General features: G+C 49.6%; 24 protein-coding genes and 1 pseudogene. 23 read left to right on the plus strand and 2 right to left on the minus strand.

Annotated features, from left to right (window positions below; all coding sequences use genetic code 11):
- A partial coding sequence (gene tnpA, locus DXA55_RS19400) for an IS66 family insertion sequence element accessory protein TnpA (protein WP_442857657.1) occupies positions 1-132 on the minus strand: 132 nt, incomplete at its 3' end.
- A 785-nt stretch (positions 133-917) separates the two neighbouring features.
- Here tnpA and DXA55_RS17920 point away from each other — a divergent pair.
- The 8 genes from DXA55_RS17920 (at position 918) to DXA55_RS14825 (ending at position 6,053) form a co-directional block, all read left to right on the plus strand.
- On the plus strand, positions 918-1,886 hold the full coding sequence (locus DXA55_RS17920; protein WP_097771238.1) for a DUF6017 domain-containing protein: 969 nt from the start codon (positions 918-920) through the stop codon (positions 1,884-1,886).
- Positions 1,887-1,910: 24 nt separating this feature from the next.
- Entirely contained in the window at positions 1,911-2,129 is a 219-nt protein-coding gene (locus DXA55_RS14800) for a DUF5348 domain-containing protein (RefSeq protein ID WP_004611927.1), read from the plus strand.
- Between the two features lie 93 nt (positions 2,130-2,222).
- Positions 2,223-2,705: a PcfB family protein gene (locus tag DXA55_RS14805; protein ID WP_074430170.1), complete on the plus strand. Its 483-nt coding sequence runs from the start codon at positions 2,223-2,225 to the stop codon at positions 2,703-2,705.
- Positions 2,702-4,492: a VirD4-like conjugal transfer protein, CD1115 family gene (locus tag DXA55_RS14810; protein ID WP_117814542.1), complete on the plus strand. Its 1,791-nt coding sequence runs from the start codon at positions 2,702-2,704 to the stop codon at positions 4,490-4,492. The genes DXA55_RS14805 and DXA55_RS14810 overlap by 4 nt, the downstream gene beginning before the upstream one ends.
- Complete coding sequence (locus DXA55_RS17380) at positions 4,485-4,655, plus strand: hypothetical protein (protein ID WP_179860393.1); 171 nt, start codon at positions 4,485-4,487, stop codon at positions 4,653-4,655. Before DXA55_RS14810 ends, DXA55_RS17380 begins: the two co-directional genes overlap by 8 nt.
- 185 nt (positions 4,656-4,840) lie before the next feature.
- Complete coding sequence (locus DXA55_RS14815) at positions 4,841-4,981, plus strand: Maff2 family mobile element protein (RefSeq protein ID WP_022788348.1); 141 nt, start codon at positions 4,841-4,843, stop codon at positions 4,979-4,981.
- Between the two features lie 163 nt (positions 4,982-5,144).
- Complete coding sequence (locus tag DXA55_RS17925; RefSeq protein WP_242998592.1) at positions 5,145-5,294, plus strand: hypothetical protein; 150 nt, start codon at positions 5,145-5,147, stop codon at positions 5,292-5,294.
- A gap of 270 nt (positions 5,295-5,564) precedes the next feature.
- A complete protein-coding gene (locus tag DXA55_RS14825; RefSeq protein ID WP_002569239.1) occupies positions 5,565-6,053 on the plus strand; it encodes a hypothetical protein in 489 nt (162 codons plus the stop codon).
- A 152-nt stretch (positions 6,054-6,205) separates the two neighbouring features.
- Here DXA55_RS14825 and DXA55_RS18165 read toward each other — a convergent pair whose 3' ends face one another.
- The gene (locus DXA55_RS18165; protein ID WP_007037420.1) at positions 6,206-6,331 is read right to left on the minus strand and encodes a hypothetical protein; all 126 of its coding nucleotides are present in this window, start codon (positions 6,329-6,331) and stop codon (positions 6,206-6,208) included.
- Between the two features lie 349 nt (positions 6,332-6,680).
- Here DXA55_RS18165 and DXA55_RS14835 point away from each other — a divergent pair, with 349 nt between their 5' ends.
- From DXA55_RS14835 to DXA55_RS14905, 15 genes and pseudogenes are all read left to right on the plus strand, one after another.
- On the plus strand, positions 6,681-7,076 hold the full coding sequence (locus DXA55_RS14835) for a plasmid mobilization protein (protein ID WP_002594236.1): 396 nt from the start codon (positions 6,681-6,683) through the stop codon (positions 7,074-7,076).
- A complete protein-coding gene (locus DXA55_RS14840; RefSeq protein WP_002594235.1) occupies positions 7,048-8,673 on the plus strand; it encodes a relaxase/mobilization nuclease domain-containing protein in 1,626 nt (541 codons plus the stop codon). The genes DXA55_RS14835 and DXA55_RS14840 overlap by 29 nt, the downstream gene beginning before the upstream one ends.
- Complete coding sequence (locus tag DXA55_RS14845) at positions 8,663-9,049, plus strand: cysteine-rich VLP domain-containing protein (RefSeq protein ID WP_002594234.1); 387 nt, start codon at positions 8,663-8,665, stop codon at positions 9,047-9,049. Before DXA55_RS14840 ends, DXA55_RS14845 begins: the two co-directional genes overlap by 11 nt.
- A 130-nt stretch (positions 9,050-9,179) precedes the next feature.
- Positions 9,180-9,920, plus strand: coding sequence for a replication initiator protein A (locus DXA55_RS14850; RefSeq protein ID WP_002594233.1), 741 nt, complete (start codon positions 9,180-9,182; stop codon positions 9,918-9,920).
- Positions 9,917-10,771 (plus strand): ATP-binding protein, encoded by an 855-nt coding sequence (locus DXA55_RS14855; RefSeq protein WP_002594232.1) that lies wholly within the window; start codon positions 9,917-9,919, stop codon positions 10,769-10,771. Before DXA55_RS14850 ends, DXA55_RS14855 begins: the two co-directional genes overlap by 4 nt.
- A complete protein-coding gene (locus DXA55_RS14860; protein WP_002594231.1) occupies positions 10,768-10,962 on the plus strand; it encodes a transposon-encoded TnpW family protein in 195 nt (64 codons plus the stop codon). Before DXA55_RS14855 ends, DXA55_RS14860 begins: the two co-directional genes overlap by 4 nt.
- A gap of 127 nt (positions 10,963-11,089) precedes the next feature.
- Positions 11,090-12,715: a recombinase family protein gene (locus DXA55_RS14865; protein WP_002594230.1), complete on the plus strand. Its 1,626-nt coding sequence runs from the start codon at positions 11,090-11,092 to the stop codon at positions 12,713-12,715.
- Between the two features lie 85 nt (positions 12,716-12,800).
- A pseudogene (locus DXA55_RS17930) lies at positions 12,801-12,895 on the plus strand (Maff2 family mobile element protein); the annotation flags it as partial.
- An 18-nt stretch (positions 12,896-12,913) separates the two neighbouring features.
- Entirely contained in the window at positions 12,914-13,783 is an 870-nt protein-coding gene (locus DXA55_RS14875; RefSeq protein ID WP_015529210.1) for a VirB6/TrbL-like conjugal transfer protein, CD1112 family, read from the plus strand.
- Positions 13,784-13,804: 21 nt separating this feature from the next.
- The gene (locus DXA55_RS14880; protein WP_097771236.1) at positions 13,805-14,209 is read left to right on the plus strand and encodes a PrgI family protein; all 405 of its coding nucleotides are present in this window, start codon (positions 13,805-13,807) and stop codon (positions 14,207-14,209) included.
- Positions 14,157-16,586, plus strand: coding sequence for a VirB4-like conjugal transfer ATPase, CD1110 family (locus DXA55_RS14885; RefSeq protein WP_117814543.1), 2,430 nt, complete (start codon positions 14,157-14,159; stop codon positions 16,584-16,586). Before DXA55_RS14880 ends, DXA55_RS14885 begins: the two co-directional genes overlap by 53 nt.
- Before the next feature lie 152 nt (positions 16,587-16,738).
- Complete coding sequence (locus DXA55_RS14890) at positions 16,739-18,514, plus strand: CHAP domain-containing protein (protein WP_442857666.1); 1,776 nt, start codon at positions 16,739-16,741, stop codon at positions 18,512-18,514.
- Between the two features lie 42 nt (positions 18,515-18,556).
- Positions 18,557-18,826: a DUF4315 family protein gene (locus DXA55_RS14895; RefSeq protein ID WP_005933780.1), complete on the plus strand. Its 270-nt coding sequence runs from the start codon at positions 18,557-18,559 to the stop codon at positions 18,824-18,826.
- Positions 18,816-19,541, plus strand: coding sequence for a DUF4366 domain-containing protein (locus tag DXA55_RS14900; protein WP_015529207.1), 726 nt, complete (start codon positions 18,816-18,818; stop codon positions 19,539-19,541). Before DXA55_RS14895 ends, DXA55_RS14900 begins: the two co-directional genes overlap by 11 nt.
- Entirely contained in the window at positions 19,538-19,723 is a 186-nt protein-coding gene (locus tag DXA55_RS14905) for a hypothetical protein (protein ID WP_015529206.1), read from the plus strand. Before DXA55_RS14900 ends, DXA55_RS14905 begins: the two co-directional genes overlap by 4 nt.
- Positions 19,724-19,725 lie beyond the last annotated feature (2 nt).

The raw sequence follows: 19,725 nt of genomic DNA on the forward strand, positions 1-19,725 counted from the left end.
TTTTACCCAGTTGTAAAAAGTTCCTGGCTTGATATCATGTTCCACACACCATTGATGATCTGTCAATCCACTTTGACGGCATTCCATGATGAGACGGTATTGTTCTTCGGCAGGTATTCTTTTGCTTCTCATGAGCACACCTCCATAACTTTAATAGAGTAAAATGCTCGCATCTATCATTCTAGCAAGAAAAGATGAAGTAAAATGCTTGCATTCTCTATTGATTATTATGGGATATTTTTTAGGGCAACACAATCCGTCGAATTATTTTGCACTTACGAAGTTACAGCACCATTTTCCATAACAATGATGAAATAAATGGTTGAAGGAAGAACATAATAAGTGCTACAGATACACATATTATGTAAAAGTCACCCATTTTTGAATTTGAATAGATTCGCTTCGTAAAATTATCAGTTATCCTATGTGCAATAAAATATCCAATTATAGTACCAACAGTATTTGTAATAATATCGTTTATATCACTGGTTCTAAAAGTAAAAATCTGTGATATTTATATTAAATTAGTTGATTGTCTTGAAAAATGCTTGATTTGCAGGCATATTCGCAGGTTTGCAGATTGATTTTACTACTCATTTACTACTTTTAATGAATTGAGCCTTGATATGCAAAAAGCACCTGCGGACTGCCGGATAGACCGCTGCACCACCTTACGCGGCACGTCGAAAAGAAAAAATAAAATAAGCACCACCTATAAGGCGGCGTTTCTCACTCCTACACAGGAGAACAGGAACGCTGCTTTTTTTATGCCCTCGTGTTACGCAGTAAGGGCAAACAAAGCCTTGATTTATGCGGCTCTTAGAGCGTGGAAATGAGAAAGACAAGGGTTGATACCTTTTCCCTCAAAACCGCGTTTCTACTGCGTAACAAATCCAACGAAAAGGAGTGACGAAGCTATGGCAGTTTTCCGCGTGGAAAAGAACAAAGGTTATACCGTTATGAGCAACCACCATTTACGCAACAAGGAGCTTTCCTTAAAGGCAAAGGGCTTGTTGTCGCAAATGCTCTCACTTCCCGAAGATTGGGACTACACCCTTGCAGGACTGTCCCTTATCAACCGGGAAAAGATTGACGCTATCCGGGAAGCAGTACGGGAACTGGAAAATGCCGGATATATACAGCGTTCAAGGGAACGTGATGAGAAAGGATGCTTACGCGGTACAACGTATGTTATCTATGAGCAGCCGCCTAAGTTGGATTTACCTACATTGGAAAAACCAACATTGGATAATCCAACATTGGAAAAGCCTATGTTGGAAAAACCTACGTTGGAAAATCCAACGCAATTAAATAAAGAACTATTAAAGACTAACTTACCAACAAAAGAAAAATTAAATACAGATATATCAAGTACCCATTCCATTCCTTTCCATTCCCTAAATCCCTCTCCCTTAGAGGACGCGGCACAGCCGCCGGAACGGAAGCGAAAGGAAACGACAGACGCATATAGCGTGTATGAGGAAATCATCAAGGACAATATCGAGTACGACTATCTGATACAGGATAGATACCTTGACCGGGACAGGATAGAGGAAATCCTTGCCCTTATTCTTGAAACTGTCTGCACCAAACGAAGAACAATCCGTATCGCCGGGGACGACCACCCGGCAGAGCTTGTAAAAGCAAAATTTATGAAACTGAACAGCGAACATATCCGCTTTGTACTGGACTGTATGCAGGAAAACACCACCAAAATCCGCAACATCAAGCAGTACATGAAAGCTGCCCTTTTCAATGCCCCGTCTACGATTGGCAACTATTACACGTCCCTTGTATCTCACGATATGTACGGCGGGCGTACTATCCAGTCGGCAAGAAGCAAGGGCATACCCGATTACACCTGCAACGAGGGCGAAAGCCTGTAAACCAACCCAAAGGAGGATTTTATGATGACACAGAAAACAGGAGCTTTGATTTTTGATGAAACCGCTGACCGCTACGACATTCGCTTTGACGTAAACGACTATTACGGGGGCTTGCATTGCGGCGACTGCATGGAGGTCTTTGTGCGGGGCAAATGGAAGCCGACCCGTATGGAGTACGGGGACAACTGGTATCTTGTGGGTATTCGGGCGGCAGACCTTTCCGGGCTGCGGGTACGGATTTAACAGGGCGGCGTGAAAGCGGACGCTCTTTTTTCATGCCCGCCCCGCTTCCCGGCGGCGGGCATACCACCATAGAACACGAAAGGAGGACACCCATTGCAGGAGGAAACTAACGAAAAGACCATAGCCCTTTACATCAAGACCGGGAAGCTGACGGCACAGCAGCTCCAAAAGGCTATGAAAGCCCTGCTTGCACAGATGAAAAAGCAGCATGACAGACAGAAAATCCCGCATGGAAAGCAGACCCTAAAGCAGCTTATGAAGCAGAACGCGGGCGTTTCCAACATTGAAATCACAAAGGACAATATCAAAGCCTTTGAGAGTACGGCGAAAAAATACGGGATTGACTTTGCCCTAAAGAAAGACAGCACCGAAACCCCGCCCCGTTATCTTGTGTTTTTCAAGGGACGGGACGCGGACGCACTGACCGCAGCCTTTAAGGAGTTTTCCGCAAAGAAGCTGACGCAGGAACAAAAGCCCTCTATCCGCAAGCTGATTGTTTCCCTCAAAGAAAAGGCGGCGGCTCTGAACGCGCAGCGGGACAAAGTAAAAAACAAAGACAGGGGGATTGCAAGATGAACGCTATCAACTGGAAAAAGCTGCTGCTTCCCAACATTCCCTATCTGCTCTTTGTGTATCTCTTTGATAAAGTCGGGCAGGCGGTACGCCTTGCGCCGGGGGCTGACCTGTCCGGCAAGGTGCTTTCCCTTGCAGACGGCTTTTCCGCTGCCTTTACAAATCCGCTTCCGAGCCTTGCCCGTATGGATTTGCTTATCGGTATTGTGGGGGCTGTCCTTATCCGGCTGATTGTCTATGTAAAAGGCAAGAACGCGAAGAAATACCGCAAAGGTATCGAATACGGCTCTGCCCGTTGGGGGACTGCCGAAGATATTAAGCCCTACACCGACCCGGTATTTCAGAATAACGTGCTGCTGACGCAGACGGAACGGCTTACCATGAACAGCCGCCCGAAGCAGCCGAAGTATGCAAGGAATAAAAATATCCTTGTTATCGGGGGAAGCGGCAGCGGAAAGACGAGATTTTTCGTGAAGCCCAACTTAATGCAAATGCACTCAAGCTACGTTGTAACCGACCCGAAAGGAACGGTTTTAGTCGAGTGCGGGAAGCTCTTACAGCGGGGCGGCTACCGGATAAAAGTGCTGAACACGATTAACTTCAAAAAAAGCATGAAATACAATCCCTTTGCCTATCTCCGCAGCGAAAAAGACATTTTGAAACTGGTAAATACCTTGATTGCCAACACCAAAGGGGACGGGGAAAAAGCCGGGGAGGATTTTTGGGTAAAATCGGAACGGCTCTTTTACTGCGCCCTTATCGGCTACATTTGGTACGAAGCCCCGGAGGAAGAAAAGAACTTCACGACGCTGCTTGAAATGATAAATGCGTCGGAAGCCCGCGAGGACGACCCGGAATTTCAGTCCCCCGTTGACCTTATGTTTGAACGGTTGGAGGGAAAAGACCCGGAACACTTTGCCGTCCGGCAGTATAAGAAATTTTTGTTATCTGCGGGAAAGACAAGAAGCTCTATCCTCATTTCCTGCGGTGCGCGGCTTGCCCCCTTTGACATTAAAGAGCTGCGCGACCTTATGGAAACCGACGAAATGGAGCTTGACACCATAGGCGACCGCAAGACCGCCCTGTTTGTTATCATTTCCGACACCGACGATACATTTAACTTTGTTGTGAGTATTCTTTACACGCAGCTTTTCAATCTGCTTTGCGACAAGGCAGATGATGAATACGGCGGCAGGCTGCCAGTCCATGTGCGCTGTCTGTTAGACGAGTTTGCAAATATCGGGCAGATACCGAAGTTTGAAAAGCTCATAGCCACCATACGAAGCCGGGAAATCTCCGCTTCAATCATTTTGCAGAGCCAGTCGCAGCTAAAAGCCATTTACAAGGACAACGCCGATACCATAGCCGGCAACTGCGACACCACCCTGTTCTTGGGCGGCAAGGAGAAAACCACCCTCAAAGAAATGTCGGAAATCTTGGGGAAAGAAACCATTGACAGCTTCAACACTTCTGAGAACCGGGGGCGGGAGGTATCACATGGACTGAACTATCAGAAGTTAGGCAAGCAGCTTATGACGGAAGATGAAATAGCAGTCATGGACGGCGGGAAATGTATCTTGCAGCTACGAGGGGTGCGCCCGTTCCTCTCTGATAAGTACGACATTACAAAACACCCCAACTATAAATACCTGTCCGACTATGACAAGAAAAATACTTTTGATATGGAAAAGCATTTAAGACGCAGACCCGCCCTTGTGAAGCCGGACGAACCCTTTGACTATTACGAAATCAGCGAAGCAGATTTGCAGGAGGACACCGCCCATGAATAGACGTATCCGAAAGAAACAGGATAAGAAAATCACAGAAGCCATAAACGGGCTTATTTTCATTGCCGAGCGACGGGAGCAACAGCGACAGGCAGCTATCCGGCAGTTTGTAAAACGGTGTGAAACCCTGTATGAGCAGCAGCGAAAGGAGGAATTGACGCAGTAACAAAGAAACAGATAACTTACAGAATACGCGCCCCTACAAAAATTCCTATCGCTAACAACTGAATACCGCCGCGCGGCAGACACATAGGCAGCGCGGGGACTTATGACCGCGGCAGTTACAAAACTGACCGCCGTTTTTTATGCCCTTTTATGGGGCAAGCCGCATTTGCGGCAGAAAGGAGCTTTATGGAATTTTTTAACTCTGCTATCGACGTATTACAGACCCTTGTTATCGCACTGGGCGCAGGCTTAGGCATTTGGGGCGTTATCAACCTCTTAGAGGGATATGGAAACGACAACCCAGGTGCAAATGCTCATGTGCGGTAAAGTAATAAAAAGATTTAGGTAGCCGCCTTAACTATTCCTAAATAAGATAATATGCACAGTATTTTCTCGTAAATAGAAAATAAATTATTGCATTTTACCAATTATTATGTTAAAATGACAATGTAACAAAGAGCTATGTATTTTTAAGGAAAGGGAGGAACTTATGAATTTAAGAAAATCTATTTTAGCACTTTCAGTAGTAGCTGGAATTGTAGCTGCTCCAATGACTGTATTTGCCGCTCATACTCATAGTTGGGGTTCTCCCCAGTACTATGGATATGAAGATGAAATGCCTGGTATATATGATGACTAGGATAAATGTGCGACACGTCATGTATATAATTACAAACAATGTTTAATTTGTGGAGAAGTAAGCATTTATGAAGTTGAGACGATTGAAATGTCTCACAAATGGGTGAATGGTGCATGTGTATATTGCAACAAAGGTTACGCGAAAGAGATAAATTAACATAGTATCATTACCGGCAAGTTTATGATCAAAAAATAGAAAGCATTGAGAATATTTCAAAATTTCTTGAAAGTACTCTCAGTGCTTTCTTTGATAATATGAAAGGAGAAATAAATGCAAAAAAAACAACTTTCTGTATTAGTACTAATTATTTTATGCTTTTTATTAGGATGTAACAGAGAAACACCAAAAGATGAATCTCAACAAAATTATGAAGATGAATCTAATATTTCTAAAACAAATGGAGAAGAACTTGTAAATATAAACAGTGAATTGTTAGGTTCGACTCCTTTTGATATCCAAATCGATAAAACAGCATTGCAGACTAGAAAAGAAACAGAAACAGAAGTTACAATAAAGACAAATTTAACAGACTGGGGTTATACTGTTTCTTCTGAAAAAGGGAAAATATCTGATATAAATAAAAATTCATTCATATATATAGCACCTAAAGATGAGAGGGATGATACTATAAAAATACAATTATCGGACTATGAAAATGGCATATCATATGAATATACAATTCCACTTATTTTTGCGGGAAACAATGAACATTCTTTAGATAAATTCAAGGAAAATCTTTCAAGATTACCTAATAGTTAGTAAAGAGTCGATAGACTAAAGTACCACCATCCTCTTTTATTTCAACTGAATATCCATCCCGCCGCACCGCAGCGGCACATGAAGCAGTAAATCCGAAAAAGATTTGCTGCTTTTTTTGCGTCCATTTTTGGCAAATTTCCAAAAGTTCCGTATTAGACAGTGAAACCAAAAAAGGCTGCCATTTTTTTCAGACAGCGGGCAAAACGCAGCTTCCGAAACGCCTTATTGTCGGGAAAGACCGAGCCGCCGGAAAAGTTCTTGCCGGAAAGTCCGTCCATTCTGCTCTTTTGTGGTTTGTAGGGAGTAAGGGAAAAACGCCAGCCCGCAGCCTTTTATAAAAAAAGCTGGTTATAGATTTTCTGAAAAAGTGGCAGTAGCAAGTGAACGGCAGGCCGGCAGTTTCTTAGAGCAAGATTCTACCGAGGTGCCAAAATTCGCTTATCGCTCATTTTGCCCCTGCGGGAATCTTGTTGGGGAGTGCCTTCCCCAAACCCTGCTTATGCGGCTTGCGCCGCTGAAAAACCCCTCAAAATATTTTTCGGATTTTTCAAAAACAGTTCCGCTTCACACCCTGTTTTTCTCCTATTAGTGAGAGGACACCACGCACAGAAAGGAGGTCAACCACCTATGAAACGATACAACACGCCGCACCGCAGCCGGGTAGTCAAAACACGCATGACCGAGGAAGAATACGCCGAGTTTGCCCAGCGGCTTTCTGCTTACCACATGAGCCAAGCCGAGTTTATCCGGCAAGCCATAACCGGGGCAGCCATACGCCCCATCATAACCGTTTCCCCCATCAATGACGAGCTGCTTGCCGCTGTCGGGAAGCTGACCGCCGAATACGGGAGGATCGGCGGCAACTTAAACCAGATAGCCCGGACGCTGAACGAGTGGCACAGTCCCTATCCGCAGCTTGCCGGGGAGGTACGGGCGGCGGTTTCCGACCTTGCTGCCCTAAAGTTTGAAGTCTTGCAGAAAGTGGGTGACGCTGTTGGCAACATTCAAACATATCAGCTCTAAAAACGCCGACTATGGCGCAGCGGAAGCCTATCTCACATTTGAGCATGACGAGTTTACCATGAAAGCCACCCTTGATGAAAACGGGCGGCTGATACCGAGGGAGGATTACCGCATTTCTTCCCTCAACTGCGGGGGCGAGGATTTCGCTGTTGCCTGTATGCGAGCCAATCTCCGCTATGAGAAAAACCAAAAACGGGAAGATGTGAAAAGCCACCACTATATCATCAGCTTTGACCCACGGGACGGGACAGACAACGGCTTGACCGTAGACCGGGCGCAGGAGCTGGGCGAGCAGTTCTGCAAGGAGCATTTCCCCGGACACCAAGCCCTAATCTGCACCCACCCGGACGGGCATAACCACAGCGGGAATATCCATGTGCATATCGTCATCAACTCCCTGCGGATTTACGAAGTCCCGCTTCTGCCCTACATGGACAGACCAGCCGACACGCTGGAGGGCTGCAAGCACCGCTGCACCAACGCCGCTATGGAATATTTCAAGAGCGAAGTCATGGAAATGTGCCACCGGGAGGGGCTTTACCAAATCGACCTCTTGAACGGCAGCAAGGAACGGATAACCGAACGGGAATACTGGGCGGCAAAGAAAGGGCAGCTTGCCCTTGACAAAGAGAACGCCGCCAGAGAAGCCGCCGGACAGCCGACCAAGCCCACCAAGTTTGAAACGGACAAGGCGAAGCTGCGCCGGACGATACGGCAGGCACTTTCCCAAGCTGGCAGCTTTGACGAGTTTTCTTCCCTTTTGCTGCGGGAGGGTGTGACCGTCAAGGAGAGCCGGGGGCGGCTTTCCTACCTCACGCCGGACAGGACAAAGCCTATCACAGCCCGAAAGCTGGGGGACGATTTTGACAAGGCTGCTGTCCTTGCCCTGCTCACGCAGAACGCCCACAGAGCTGCCGAACAGACCAAAGCCATACCCGAATACCCTGCCGCAGTTAAAAAGCCGTTACAAGGGGAAAAAGCTGCAAAAACCACCCCGGCAGACAACACCTTGCAGCGCATGGTTGACCGGGAAGCCAAGCGAGCCGAGGGCAAGGGCGTGGGCTATGACCGCTGGGCGGCAAAGCACAACCTAAAGCAAATGGCAGCTACCGTTACCGCCTATCAGCAGTACGGCTTTTCCTCCCCGGAGGAACTGGACGAAGCCTGTTCTGCCGCCTATGCCGCCATGCAGGAAAGCCTTGCGTGGTTGAAGCAGGTGGAAAAGACGCTGAACGGGAAAAAGGAGCTGCAACGGCAGGTGCTTGCCTATTCCAAGACCCGCCCTGTCCGGGACGGGCTGAAACAGCAGAAAAACGCCAAAGCAAAAGCAGCCTACCGTCAGAAGCATGAAAGTGACTTTATCATAGCAGACGCAGCCGCCCGCTATTTCAGGGAGAACGGCATTTCCAAGCTGCCGAGCTATAAATCCCTGCAAGCAGAGATTGAAAGCCTTATCAAAGAGAAAAACAGCGGCTACAACGATTACCGGGCAAAACGGGAGGAGTACCGCCGCTTGCAGACTGTCAAGGGCAATATCGACCAGATTTTACGCCGGAGCGAGCCGCAGCGCAGAAAGGAGCAGAGCCATGAACGGTAATATCCCCCGCATGGACTACCGCCAGTACCGGGCAGCCCGCCGCCTTGTGCATGAGTGCTGCAACTATGACAGCGGGAACTGCCTGCTGTTGGAGGACGGCGAGCCTTGCGTGTGTGTACAGAGTATCAGCTATTCGCTGCTCTGCCGCTGGTTTACCGCCGCTGTCCTGCCCCTTGATGAAGCACTGGAAGCCGCCCTCTTGCGCCGGGGAAGCCGGAAACGCTGCGCTGTCTGCGGGGCGTTCTTCTTCCCAAAATCCAACCGGGGGAAATACTGCCCGGACTGCGCCGGACGCATGAAGCGGATAAACGCCGCCAAACGGAAGCGGAAACAAAGGGAGAAATGTCACGCTTTAGGGCATTTCAAACCCGCATAAATCAAGGCTTTTTTGGAGGGTGTCAAAGGGTGCGTGATACATTTATCCTTTTCCCTTAAAAACGCCCCCTAAAAGCGTAACAGAACCCACAGACAGACACCACAAGGAGGTGAACCCTATCGCTGATTATATGACCGCAGGAACGGAGCTGCCCGCTTACCTGCCTTACCCCCGTTTCCTGCTGGAAACAGACCTATCCCACACCGCAAGAGAGTTATATGCGCTGCTGTTAGACCGTTCCACCCTTTCGCAGAAGAACGGCTGGCAGGACAGCGAGGGACGGACATACATTGTCTACCCCATAGCAGAGATAGCGGAAATGCTGGATAAAGGCTGCACCACCATAAAGGGCGCACTGAACGAACTGGACGCTGCCGGGCTGCTGGAACGCAGACGGACGGGCTTTTCTGCCGCCAACCGTCTGTATGTGAAAGTGCCGCCTATCCCAGTGGTACAGTTTTCCGACCAACTGACGGACGGAAAACCGCCCCTCATAAGGGCGGGAAACCGACCAACTGACAGCCGGAAAACTGACCTTATGACGGTCGGAAAACCGTCCCCTAACCAAACTAATATAAACAACCTAATAGAGAGCCAAACAAAAGGAGCGAGTGAGGGGCAGCCCCCCGCCGCTTATGGCAGATATAAAAATGTATTTCTTTCTGACACAGAACTTTTGGAGCTGGAACAGGACTTCCCCGGCAAGTGGGAGTATTACCTTGACCGCCTTTCCTGCCACATCGCTTCCACCGGGAAGCAGTACCAGAGCCATGCAGCCACCATTTACAAGTGGGCGCAGGAGGACGCTGCCAAAGAGAAGCCAAAGAAAGGCATACCGGACTATTCATTCAAGGAGGGAGAAAGCCTATGACCGATACAATCCACAACACCATACTGCCTATGACCGACACCACAGCCGAGCCGGAGGATTACACCGGGGAGGACGGGCTTTTATACTGCGGCAAATGCCGGAAACCCAAAGAAGCCTATTTCCCGGAGGGCAAGACCTTTTTCGGGCGTGACCGCCACCCGTCAGAGTGCGACTGCCAGCGGGCAGCCCGTAAGGAACGGGAAGCCGCCGAGAAGCGGCGCAGCCACCTTGAAACGGTGGAACGGCTGAAACGGCAGGGCTTTACAGACAAGACCATGCAGGACTGGACATTTGCCAACGATAACGGCAGCTGCCCGCAGATGAAGAACGCCGCCGGATATGTGGCACGCTGGGAACAGATAAAGGACGGGAACTACGGGCTGCTCTTGTGGGGCAGGGTAGGCACTGGGAAAAGCTATTTTGCCGGGTGTATTGCAAACGCCCTCATGGAGCAGGAAGTCCCGGTGTGCATGACAAACTTTGCAGCAATATTAAACGACCTTGCCGCCAGCTTTGCGGGCAGGAACGAATATATTTCCCGCCTTTGCAGCTTCCCCCTGCTCATCATTGACGATTTTGGAATGGAGCGTGGCACAGAATACGGTCTGGAACAGGTCTACAATGTGATTGACAGCCGCTACCGGAGCAGGAAGCCGCTGATTGTGACGACCAACCTCACGCTGGAGGAATTGCAGCACCCGGAGGACACCGCCCACGCCCGGATTTATGACCGCCTGCTTGAAATGTGTTCCCCTCTCTGCTTTACCGGGGAGAATTTGAGGAAAGCCGCCGCACAGGGAAAAATGGAACAGCTGAAACGGCTGCTTGCCGGAAAGGAGATTTGCCTATGACCGACACCCAGAGAAACAAACGCCCTGCCCGCCGCCCGGACTGCGTGACCGAAACGAGGATAGGCAACACAATCCTTGTGGTGTCTGGCTTTTTCAAGGAGGGGGCGACCGACACCGCCGCTGACAAGATGATGAAAGTGCTGGAAGCAGAAGCCGCCGCCGGATATTTGACCTGTGATAAGCCTGATTGAAAAACCGTCATTTTTACCGACCGTAAAGAAGCAGATTTGACGCTTTTGCCGCTATACAGACAGCCGCCCCATGTGGTACAATCAAGGTACGGAATAGTGGGGCTGGCTGTCGGAAACGGAGGAATTTATGTTAAGACAGACCACCCAGCAACTCATTACCGCCCTTTACCCAAGACTGTCCCATGAGGACGAGCTGCAAGGCGAGAGCAATTCCATTTCCAACCAAAAGAGGATTTTGGAAACCTATGCCAAACAGAATGGATTTTCTAATCTGCGCTGGTACACCGACGACGGTTATTCCGGTGCGAACTTTCAAAGACCCGGATTTCAAGCCATGCTTGCAGACATTGAAGCAGGGAAAGTCGGGACAGTTATCGTCAAGGATATGTCGAGGTTAGGGCGAAACTACTTACAGGTGGGAATGTACACAGAAATGATTTTCCCACAGAAAGGTGTCCGCTTCATCGCTATCAATGACGGAGTGGACAGCGCACAGGGGGAAAATGATTTTGCCCCGCTGCGGAACATTTTTAACGAATGGCTGGTGAGAGATACGAGCAAGAAAATCAAGGCAGTAAAACGCTCTAAGGGCATGAGCGGAAAGCCCATCACAAGCAAGCCCGTCTATGGCTACCTCATGGACGAGGACGAAAACTTTATCATTGACGAGGAAGCCGCCCCGGTGGTACGGCAGATTTACAGCCTTTGCCTTGCCGGGAACGGTCCGACCAAGATAGCCCGTATGCTGACCGAGCAGCAAATCCCCACGCCGGGGACGCTGGAATACCGCAGGACGGGCAGCACCCGCCGCTACCACCCCGGCTATGAGTGCAAGTGGGCGACCAATACCGTGGTTCATCTGCTGGAAAACCGGGAATATACGGGCTGTCTGGTAAACTTTAAGACCGAGAAGCCGTCCTACAAGCTGAAACACAGCATAGAAAATCCCCCGGAAAAGCAGGCGGTTTTTGAGAACCACCATGAGCCTATCATTGACCGGGAAACGTGGGAACGGGTGCAGGAGTTACGCAAGCAGCGCAAACGCCCCAACCGTTATGACGAAGTGGGCTTGTTCTCCGGCATACTCTTTTGTGCCGACTGCGGCAGCGTCATGTACCAGCAGCGATACCAGACGGACAAGCGCAAGCAGGACTGTTATATCTGCGGAAGCTACAAGAAACGCACCGCCGACTGCACAGCGCACTTTATCCGCACTGACCTCTTGACCGCTGGCGTACTCTCCAATCTGCGGAAAGTTACCAGCTATGCGGCAAAGCATGAAGCCCGGTTTATGAAGCTTTTAATCGAGCAGAATGAGGACGGGGACAGACGCAGGAACGCCGCCAAGAAAAAGGAGCTGGAAGCCGCCGAGAAACGCATAGCCGAGTTATCTGCTATCTTCAAGCGGCTGTATGAGGACAGCGTAACCGGGCGCATATCGGACGAGCGTTTCACAGAGCTGTCGGCAGACTATGAAGCCGAGCAGAAAGAACTGAAAGAACGTGCCGCCAGACTGCGGGAAGAACTTTCCAAAGCGCAGGAAGCCACCGCAAACGCTGAAAAGTTTATGAATGTGGTACGCAGGCACACTACCATTGAAGAACTTACCCCTACTCTGCTGCGGGAGTTTGTGGAGAAAATCGTTGTCCATGAAAGCGTTGCCCTTGACGGGAAACGCCGGGGCAAGTTACGCAGACAGGAAATCGAAATCTATTATTCTTTTGTCGGCAAGGTAGAACTGCCCGACACCTAACCGCCCGACCTATCCGACATACCTCATGTGCCGGATAGGAACGGCAAAATTTTTTACACTTCTATTACTTCTTTATCACACATAAGCAAAATCACAGGGCATTAAGCAGCTTATGGCGGGCGGCGGCGTTGCCTTATTGGCACTATCCTTGTACCGCTTCTTTCCGGTCTGTTCGGATAAGTTTACGGAGGGTAGCCTATGGAGAGCATACTTGACGCGATTAACGAATGGATAAAGGAAATCCTTATCGGCGCGATAAACGGTAATCTGTCAACGATGTTCGGGGACGTAAACGAAAAAGTAGGCACCATTGCAGCGGAGGTAGGCAAGACCCCGCAGGGGTGGAACGCGAACATTTTCAACATGATACAAAATCTGTCCGAAAATGTGATTGTACCCATTGCGGGGCTTGTCATTACCTATGTCCTCTGTTATGAGCTTATCAGCATGGTAACGGAAAAAAACAATATGCACGACGTTGACACATTCATGTTCTTTAAGTGGTTTTTCAAAGCCTTTGTTGCCGTTTTCTTGGTAACACATACCTTTGATATTACTATGGCGGTGTTTGATATGGCGCAGCATATTGTGTCCGGCGCGGCGGGGGTAATCGGCGGCGATACGAATATCGACGTAACCGAAGCCCTTGCCGCCATGCAGGAGGGACTAAAAGATATGGAAATCCCCGAACTACTGTTACTTGTCATGGAAACGAGCCTTGTAAGCCTTTGTATGAAAATCATGTCCGTACTGATAACCGTTATCCTCTACGGCAGAATGATTGAGATATACGCCTACTGTTCCGTTTCCCCTATCCCTTTTGCCACCATGACAAACCGGGAATGGGGACAGATTGGGAACAACTACCTAAAGGGGCTGTTTGCACTTGGTTTTCAAGGCTTCCTCATTATGATATGCGTCGGCATTTATGCGGTTTTGGTAGGCGAAATGGTCTTAGCGGACAACCTGCACAGCGCGATTTTTTCCCTTGCAGCCTATACCGTTATCCTCTGTTTCTCCCTGTTCAAATCCGGCGCACTGGCAAAATCCATATTCAACGCCCACTAAGGGCAGAAAGGAGGTTTTTTCTTGGCGTATGTACCTGTACCCAAAGACCTTTCCAAAGTCAAAACAAAAGTCGCTTTCAATCTGACAAAGCGGCAAATCCTTTGTTTTTCAGTGGCACTTCTTATGGGACTGCCGCTTTTCTTTTTGCTCAAAGACAGCGCAGGGACGAGCCTTGCGGCAATGGTAATGATTGTCGTCATGCTTCCCTGCTTCTTGGTTGCCATGTATGAAAAGCATGGGCAGCCCCTTGAAGTGGTAATAAAGAACATCGTTCAGACAAAATTTACCCGCCCCAAAGTGCGACCGTATCAGACAGAAAACCTATATGCACTCTTGGAGAAACAGCGGGCATTAGAAAAGGAGGTATCAGCGATTGTCAAAAGGACAGACAAAAAAGACGCGGGAAGCCGCAGGAAACAGGCGTAAGCTGACCCGCGCGGAAAAGAAACAGATAGCGGCGGTTATCCGGCAGGCAAAGGGGGACGGCAAAGCCCACACCGCACAGCAGACCATTCCCTACCTTGCCATGTACCCGGACGGTATCTGCAAAGTGGCGCAGCGGAAGTATTCAAAGAGCATTGCTTTTGAGGACATTAACTATCAGCTTGCGCAGGCAGACGATAAGACCGCCATTTTTGAAAACTGGTGCGATTTCCTCAATTACTTTGACGCAAGCGTGAACGTGCAGCTTTCTTTCATCAATCAAGGCTCACAGCAGGAACAGGCAGCGCGGGCAATCCATATCCCGCCGCAAAATGACGATTTTAACTCTATTCGCACCGAGTATTCCGATATGCTGAAAATGCAGCTTGCCAAAGGGAACAACGGGCTTGTAAAGCACAAGTACATCACGTTTTCCATTGAAGCGGACAATCCGGCGGCGGCAAGGGCGCGACTTTCCCGTATCGAAACGGACGTACTCAACAATTTCAAGGTGCTTGGCGTATCGGCGCACCCCTTATCCGGCTATGAACGCTTAAAGGTGCTGCATGGGGTATTCCACCCGGCAGGCGAGCCGTTCTCATTCTCCTATGACTGGCTGACCCCGACAGGGCTTACCACAAAGGACTTTATCGCCCCGTCCTCTTTCAAGTTTGGGGAGGGACGCTACTTTGCTATGGGGAAAAAGACGGGGGCGGTGTCGTTCCTTGAAATCCTTGCCCCGGAGCTGAACGACCGTATCTTAGCGGATATGTTGGACTTGGAAACAGGGGTTATTGTCAATCTCCACATTAAAAGTATCGACCAGTCGGAAGCAATCAAGACCATTAAGCGCAAAATCACAGACCTTGACAAGATGAAGATTGAGGAACAGAAAAAAGCGGTTAGAAGCGGCTATGACATGGATATAATCCCGTCTGACCTTGCTACTTTTGGGAATGAAGCAAAGAACTTGTTGCAGGATTTACAGAGCCGAAACGAGCGAATGTTTCTCCTTACGTTCCTTGTGGTAAACATGGCAGACACGAAACGGAAACTGGAAAATGACATTTTCGCGGCGGCGGGCATTGCACAGAAATACAACTGCGCCTTGACCCGTCTTGACTATCAGCAGGAAGCGGGGCTAATGTCCTCTATCCCTCTTGGGGAAAACCTTATCCCTATTCAGAGAGGGTTGACGACGAGCAGCACCGCTATTTTTATCCCGTTCATCACGCAGGAGCTATTTCAGACCGGGGCTGCCCTGTATTATGGCTTAAATGCCCTGTCAAACAACATGATACTCTGCGACCGTAAACAGCTTAAAAACCCGAATGGGCTTATCTTGGGAACACCGGGCAGTGGAAAATCCTTTGCAGCAAAGCGGGAAATCACAAATGCCTTTCTCATTACTGACGACGATATTTTTATCTGCGACCCGGAAGCGGAATATTATGCCCTTGTAAAGCGGCTTGGCGGGCAAGTGATACGCCTATCCCCAACTGGGAAAGGCATGGACGGTACGCCCCAGTATGTAAACCCTATGGATATAAACCTTAATTACAGCGAGGACGACAACCCCCTTGCGCTGAAAAGTGATTTTATCCTTTCCCTTTGTGAGCTTGTCATTGGCGGCAAGGAGGGCTTGCAGCCCGTTGATAAGACCGTCATTGACAGGGCTGTAAGAAATGTGTACCGCCCGTTCCTTGCAGACCCCGACCCGGCAAAAATGCCTATTTTGGGCGACCTTTACGACGAGCTGCTAAAACAGCCGGAGCCGGAAGCTGCCCGCATTGCGGCAGCATTGGAGTTGTATGTTTCCGGCAGCCTTAATGTATTCAACCACAGAACGAATGTGGAGCTTTCTAACCGCCTTGTCTGCTTCGATATTAAGCAGCTTGGAAAACAGCTCAAAAAATTAGGTATGCTCATTGTGCAAGACCAGATATGGAACCGCGTTACCATTAACCGGGCAGAGAAAAAATCTACCCGCTACTATATGGACGAATTTCATCTGCTCTTAAAAGAGGAACAGACCGCCGCGTACAGCGTGGAGATTTGGAAGCGTTTCCGTAAATGGGGCGGCATACCCACAGCAATCACGCAGAACATCAAAGACCTTTTGGCAAGCCGCGAGGTGGAAAATATCTTTGAAAACTCTGATTTTGTCCTTATGCTCAATCAGGCACAGGGCGACCGGGCTATCCTTGCAAAGCAGTTAAATATCAGCCCACAGCAGATGAAGTATGTAACCCACACCGAAGCAGGCGAGGGACTTATCTTTTATGGGAATGTGGTGCTTCCCTTTGTAGACCATTTCCCGAAAGATACCGAGCTTTACCGCATTATGACGACGAAGCCGGAGGAAGTGAGCAGCCTATGAAACAGTTAAAACCACGCGATAAAATCACGCAGAAAATGACCCGCGACGGTGCGGTGGAAATCAATGAAACACAGCAGACTGCCGAGCGTATCAGCAGCCGGGAAGCAGACAGCGACTTTTCACAGCCGGACACCGCTACCGCAGAGCGTGTCATGGAACACCTTGACGCAGCCCATACCCGAAAGGCAAGCAAAAAGGCAGTCAAGAAAGCACAGGAAGCGGCTGTTTTGCGTACTTCCACTTCACGCTTGCAGTTTACCGACGAGGAACGGGAAACGCCAAAACTGCAACCCTACATCAAAAAATCGGAAAAAGCAGCCGACAAACTGGACGCAGCAAAGGCAGCTCTCCCGAAGCAGAAGAAACTTGTAAAAGAGCGCACCTTTGAGGAAACCACCGGAAAGGCAAAGACCCGTTTACGCTTTGAAGAACAGGAAAAGCCGATACCCGGCGGCAAAGCCCACAGTAACCCGTTATCCCACCCCGCGCAGGAAGCGGGTATTTTTGTTCACAACAAAATCCATAGCGTCGAGAAAGATAATTCCGGTGTGGAGGGCGCGCACAAATCGGAGGAACTTGCCGAGCGCGGCGCAAGGTACGGGACAAGAAAATTAAAACAGGGCTACCGCAGCCATAAGCTGAAACCCTACCGGGAAGCGGCAAAGGCAGAACAGGCAGCGTTTAAGGCAAACGTCAATTTTCAGTATCACAAAGCCTTGCAGGAGAACCCGCAGCTTACAAGCAATCCCTTTTCCCGGTTCATGCAGAAACAGAAAATCAAACGCCAGTATGCAAAAACCGTAAAGAAAAGCGGCGCAGCCACCGCCAAAGCTGCCGCCGGAGCGTCCCAAACAGCAGCAAAGAAAGCGGCTGCCTTTGCAGGACGACACCCGGCAGGCGTGATAATCGCTATCGCCGAGCTGCTTCTGTTCATCATGGTATCCGTAGGGCTTTCCTCTTGTGGGGCAATGTTTTCCGGCAGCATGAACAGCGTGTTAGGGACTTCCTACACGTCCGAGGACAGCGACCTTGTGGCAACGGAACAGAGCTATGCTGCAATGGAAAATGAGCTGCAACAGGAAATTGACAATATCGAAAGCACCCACAGCGGCTATGATGAATACCGCTATGACCTTGATACTATCGGGCATAACCCCCACGAATTAGCGTCGTACTTGACTGCCCTTTTGCAGAGTTACACCCCGCAGAGCGCACAGGCAGAGCTAAAACGGCTGTTCGGCTTACAGTACACCTTGACGCTGACGGAAGAAATCGAGATACGCACCACCACCGACGAGGAGGGCAACGAGGAAGAATACGAATACCGTATCTTAAATGTGAAACTGACAAACAAGCCGATTGCTTCCCTTGCGGAAGAACTGCTGAACCCACAGCAGTTTGAAATGTTCAAGGTGTACTTACAGACACAGGGCAACAAACCGTTGATTTTTGGCGGCGGCTCTCCCGACGGAAGCCCGTCCGAGGATTTAAGCGGCGTGGAGTTTGTAAACGGCACACGTCCCGGAAACCCGGAGCTTATGGAGCTTGCAAAACAGCAGGTCGGAAACGTGGGCGGCTACCCTTACTGGTCTTGGTACGGCTTTAACAGCCGCGTGGAATGGTGCGCCTGCTTTGTGTCATGGTGCTACAATCAAGCCGGAAAAAGCGAACCCCGCTTTGCGGGCTGCGAATGGCAGGGCGTTCCTTGGTTCCAGTCAAGGGGACAATGGGGCGCACGCGGCTATGAGAATATCGCACCGGGCGACGCTATCTTTTTCGACTGGGATTTAGACGGCGTTGCCGACCATGTGGGGCTTGTGCTTGGCAGGGACGGAAGCCGCGTCTATACCGTTGAGGGCAATTCCGGCGACGCCTGCAAGATTAAAAGCTATGACCTCAACTATCAATGTATCAAAGGCTACGGCTGATGAACTGGTAAGCAGCCCCGAAAAGAAAGGAGAATTTATTTTATGGCAAACAACAAAATCGACCGTATCAATAAGGAAATCGCAAAGACCCGCGAGAAAATCACAGAGTATCAGAACAAGTTAAAAGGACTGGAAGCGCAGAAAACCGAAGCGGAAAACCTTGAAATCGTGCAGCTTGTACGCGCTATGCGACTTACCCCGCAGGAATTAAATGCTATGCTGTCCGGCGGCGGTATTCCCGGCATGAACGCCGCACCCGCTACCGAAGCGGCAGACTACGAAGAACAGGAGGACAATGCAGATGAAAAATAAACTCAAACAGACCATGACTGCCCTTTGTGCCGCCCTTATCCTTATGGGCGGTTTTTCTGTCCCTGCCTATGCACAGGGAACAGCCGCAGAGCCACCCACAGAGGACGCGACCAACGACAGCAATGTAGTGGTGGAAGAACCGGAAACGCCGCCCCTTACCCCAAAGGGCAACGCAACACTGGTGGACGATTTCGGCGGCAATAAGCAGCTTATCACTGTTACCACCAAAGGCGGCAACTACTTTTATATCCTCATTGACCGGGCAGCCGAGGGGGAACAGACCGTACATTTCCTTAATCAAGTGGACGAAGCCGACCTTATGGCACTGACCGAAACCGGGGAAGCCACGAAAAAGCCGGAAGTCTGCAACTGTACGGAAAAATGCGAAGTCGGAAAGGTAAATACGTCCTGCCCGGTATGTGCAACTACTCTGACAGGCTGCACAGGCAAGGAACCCACGCCAACACCCACCGAGCAGCCGGAAGAACCCAAAGAAAAAGACGGCAATCCCGGCGCGGTGCTTGCCTTAGTCCTCTTTGTGCTGCTTGGTGGCGGCGCGGCGTTCTACTACTTTAAGTTTGTAAAACCGAAGCATAACGTGAAAGGAAGCACCGACCTTGAAGATTTTGACTTTGAGGATTACGACGAGGACGAGCCGGAAGCAGATACCGGGGAAGTTTCCAAAGAGGAAGAAACGGAGGACGAGGAAGTATGACCCTGTTTACCGACAATCCCTTTGAAAAGATGATGATACAGAAGCCGGACTATGGCAAACGGGAAAAATCCCCGCCGGAGCTTTCTTCCCCACGCTGCGCGGGCTGCCCTTACAAGGGGCAGTCCCCTTGTGTGGGGTACTGTATGAGAAAACTGGAAAACAAACGACAGACCGAACGATAAAA

Origin of the sequence: Blautia sp. OF03-13 (genome assembly GCF_003460685.1) — a bacterium.
GTDB lineage: Bacteria > Bacillota > Clostridia > Lachnospirales > Lachnospiraceae > Fusicatenibacter > Fusicatenibacter saccharivorans.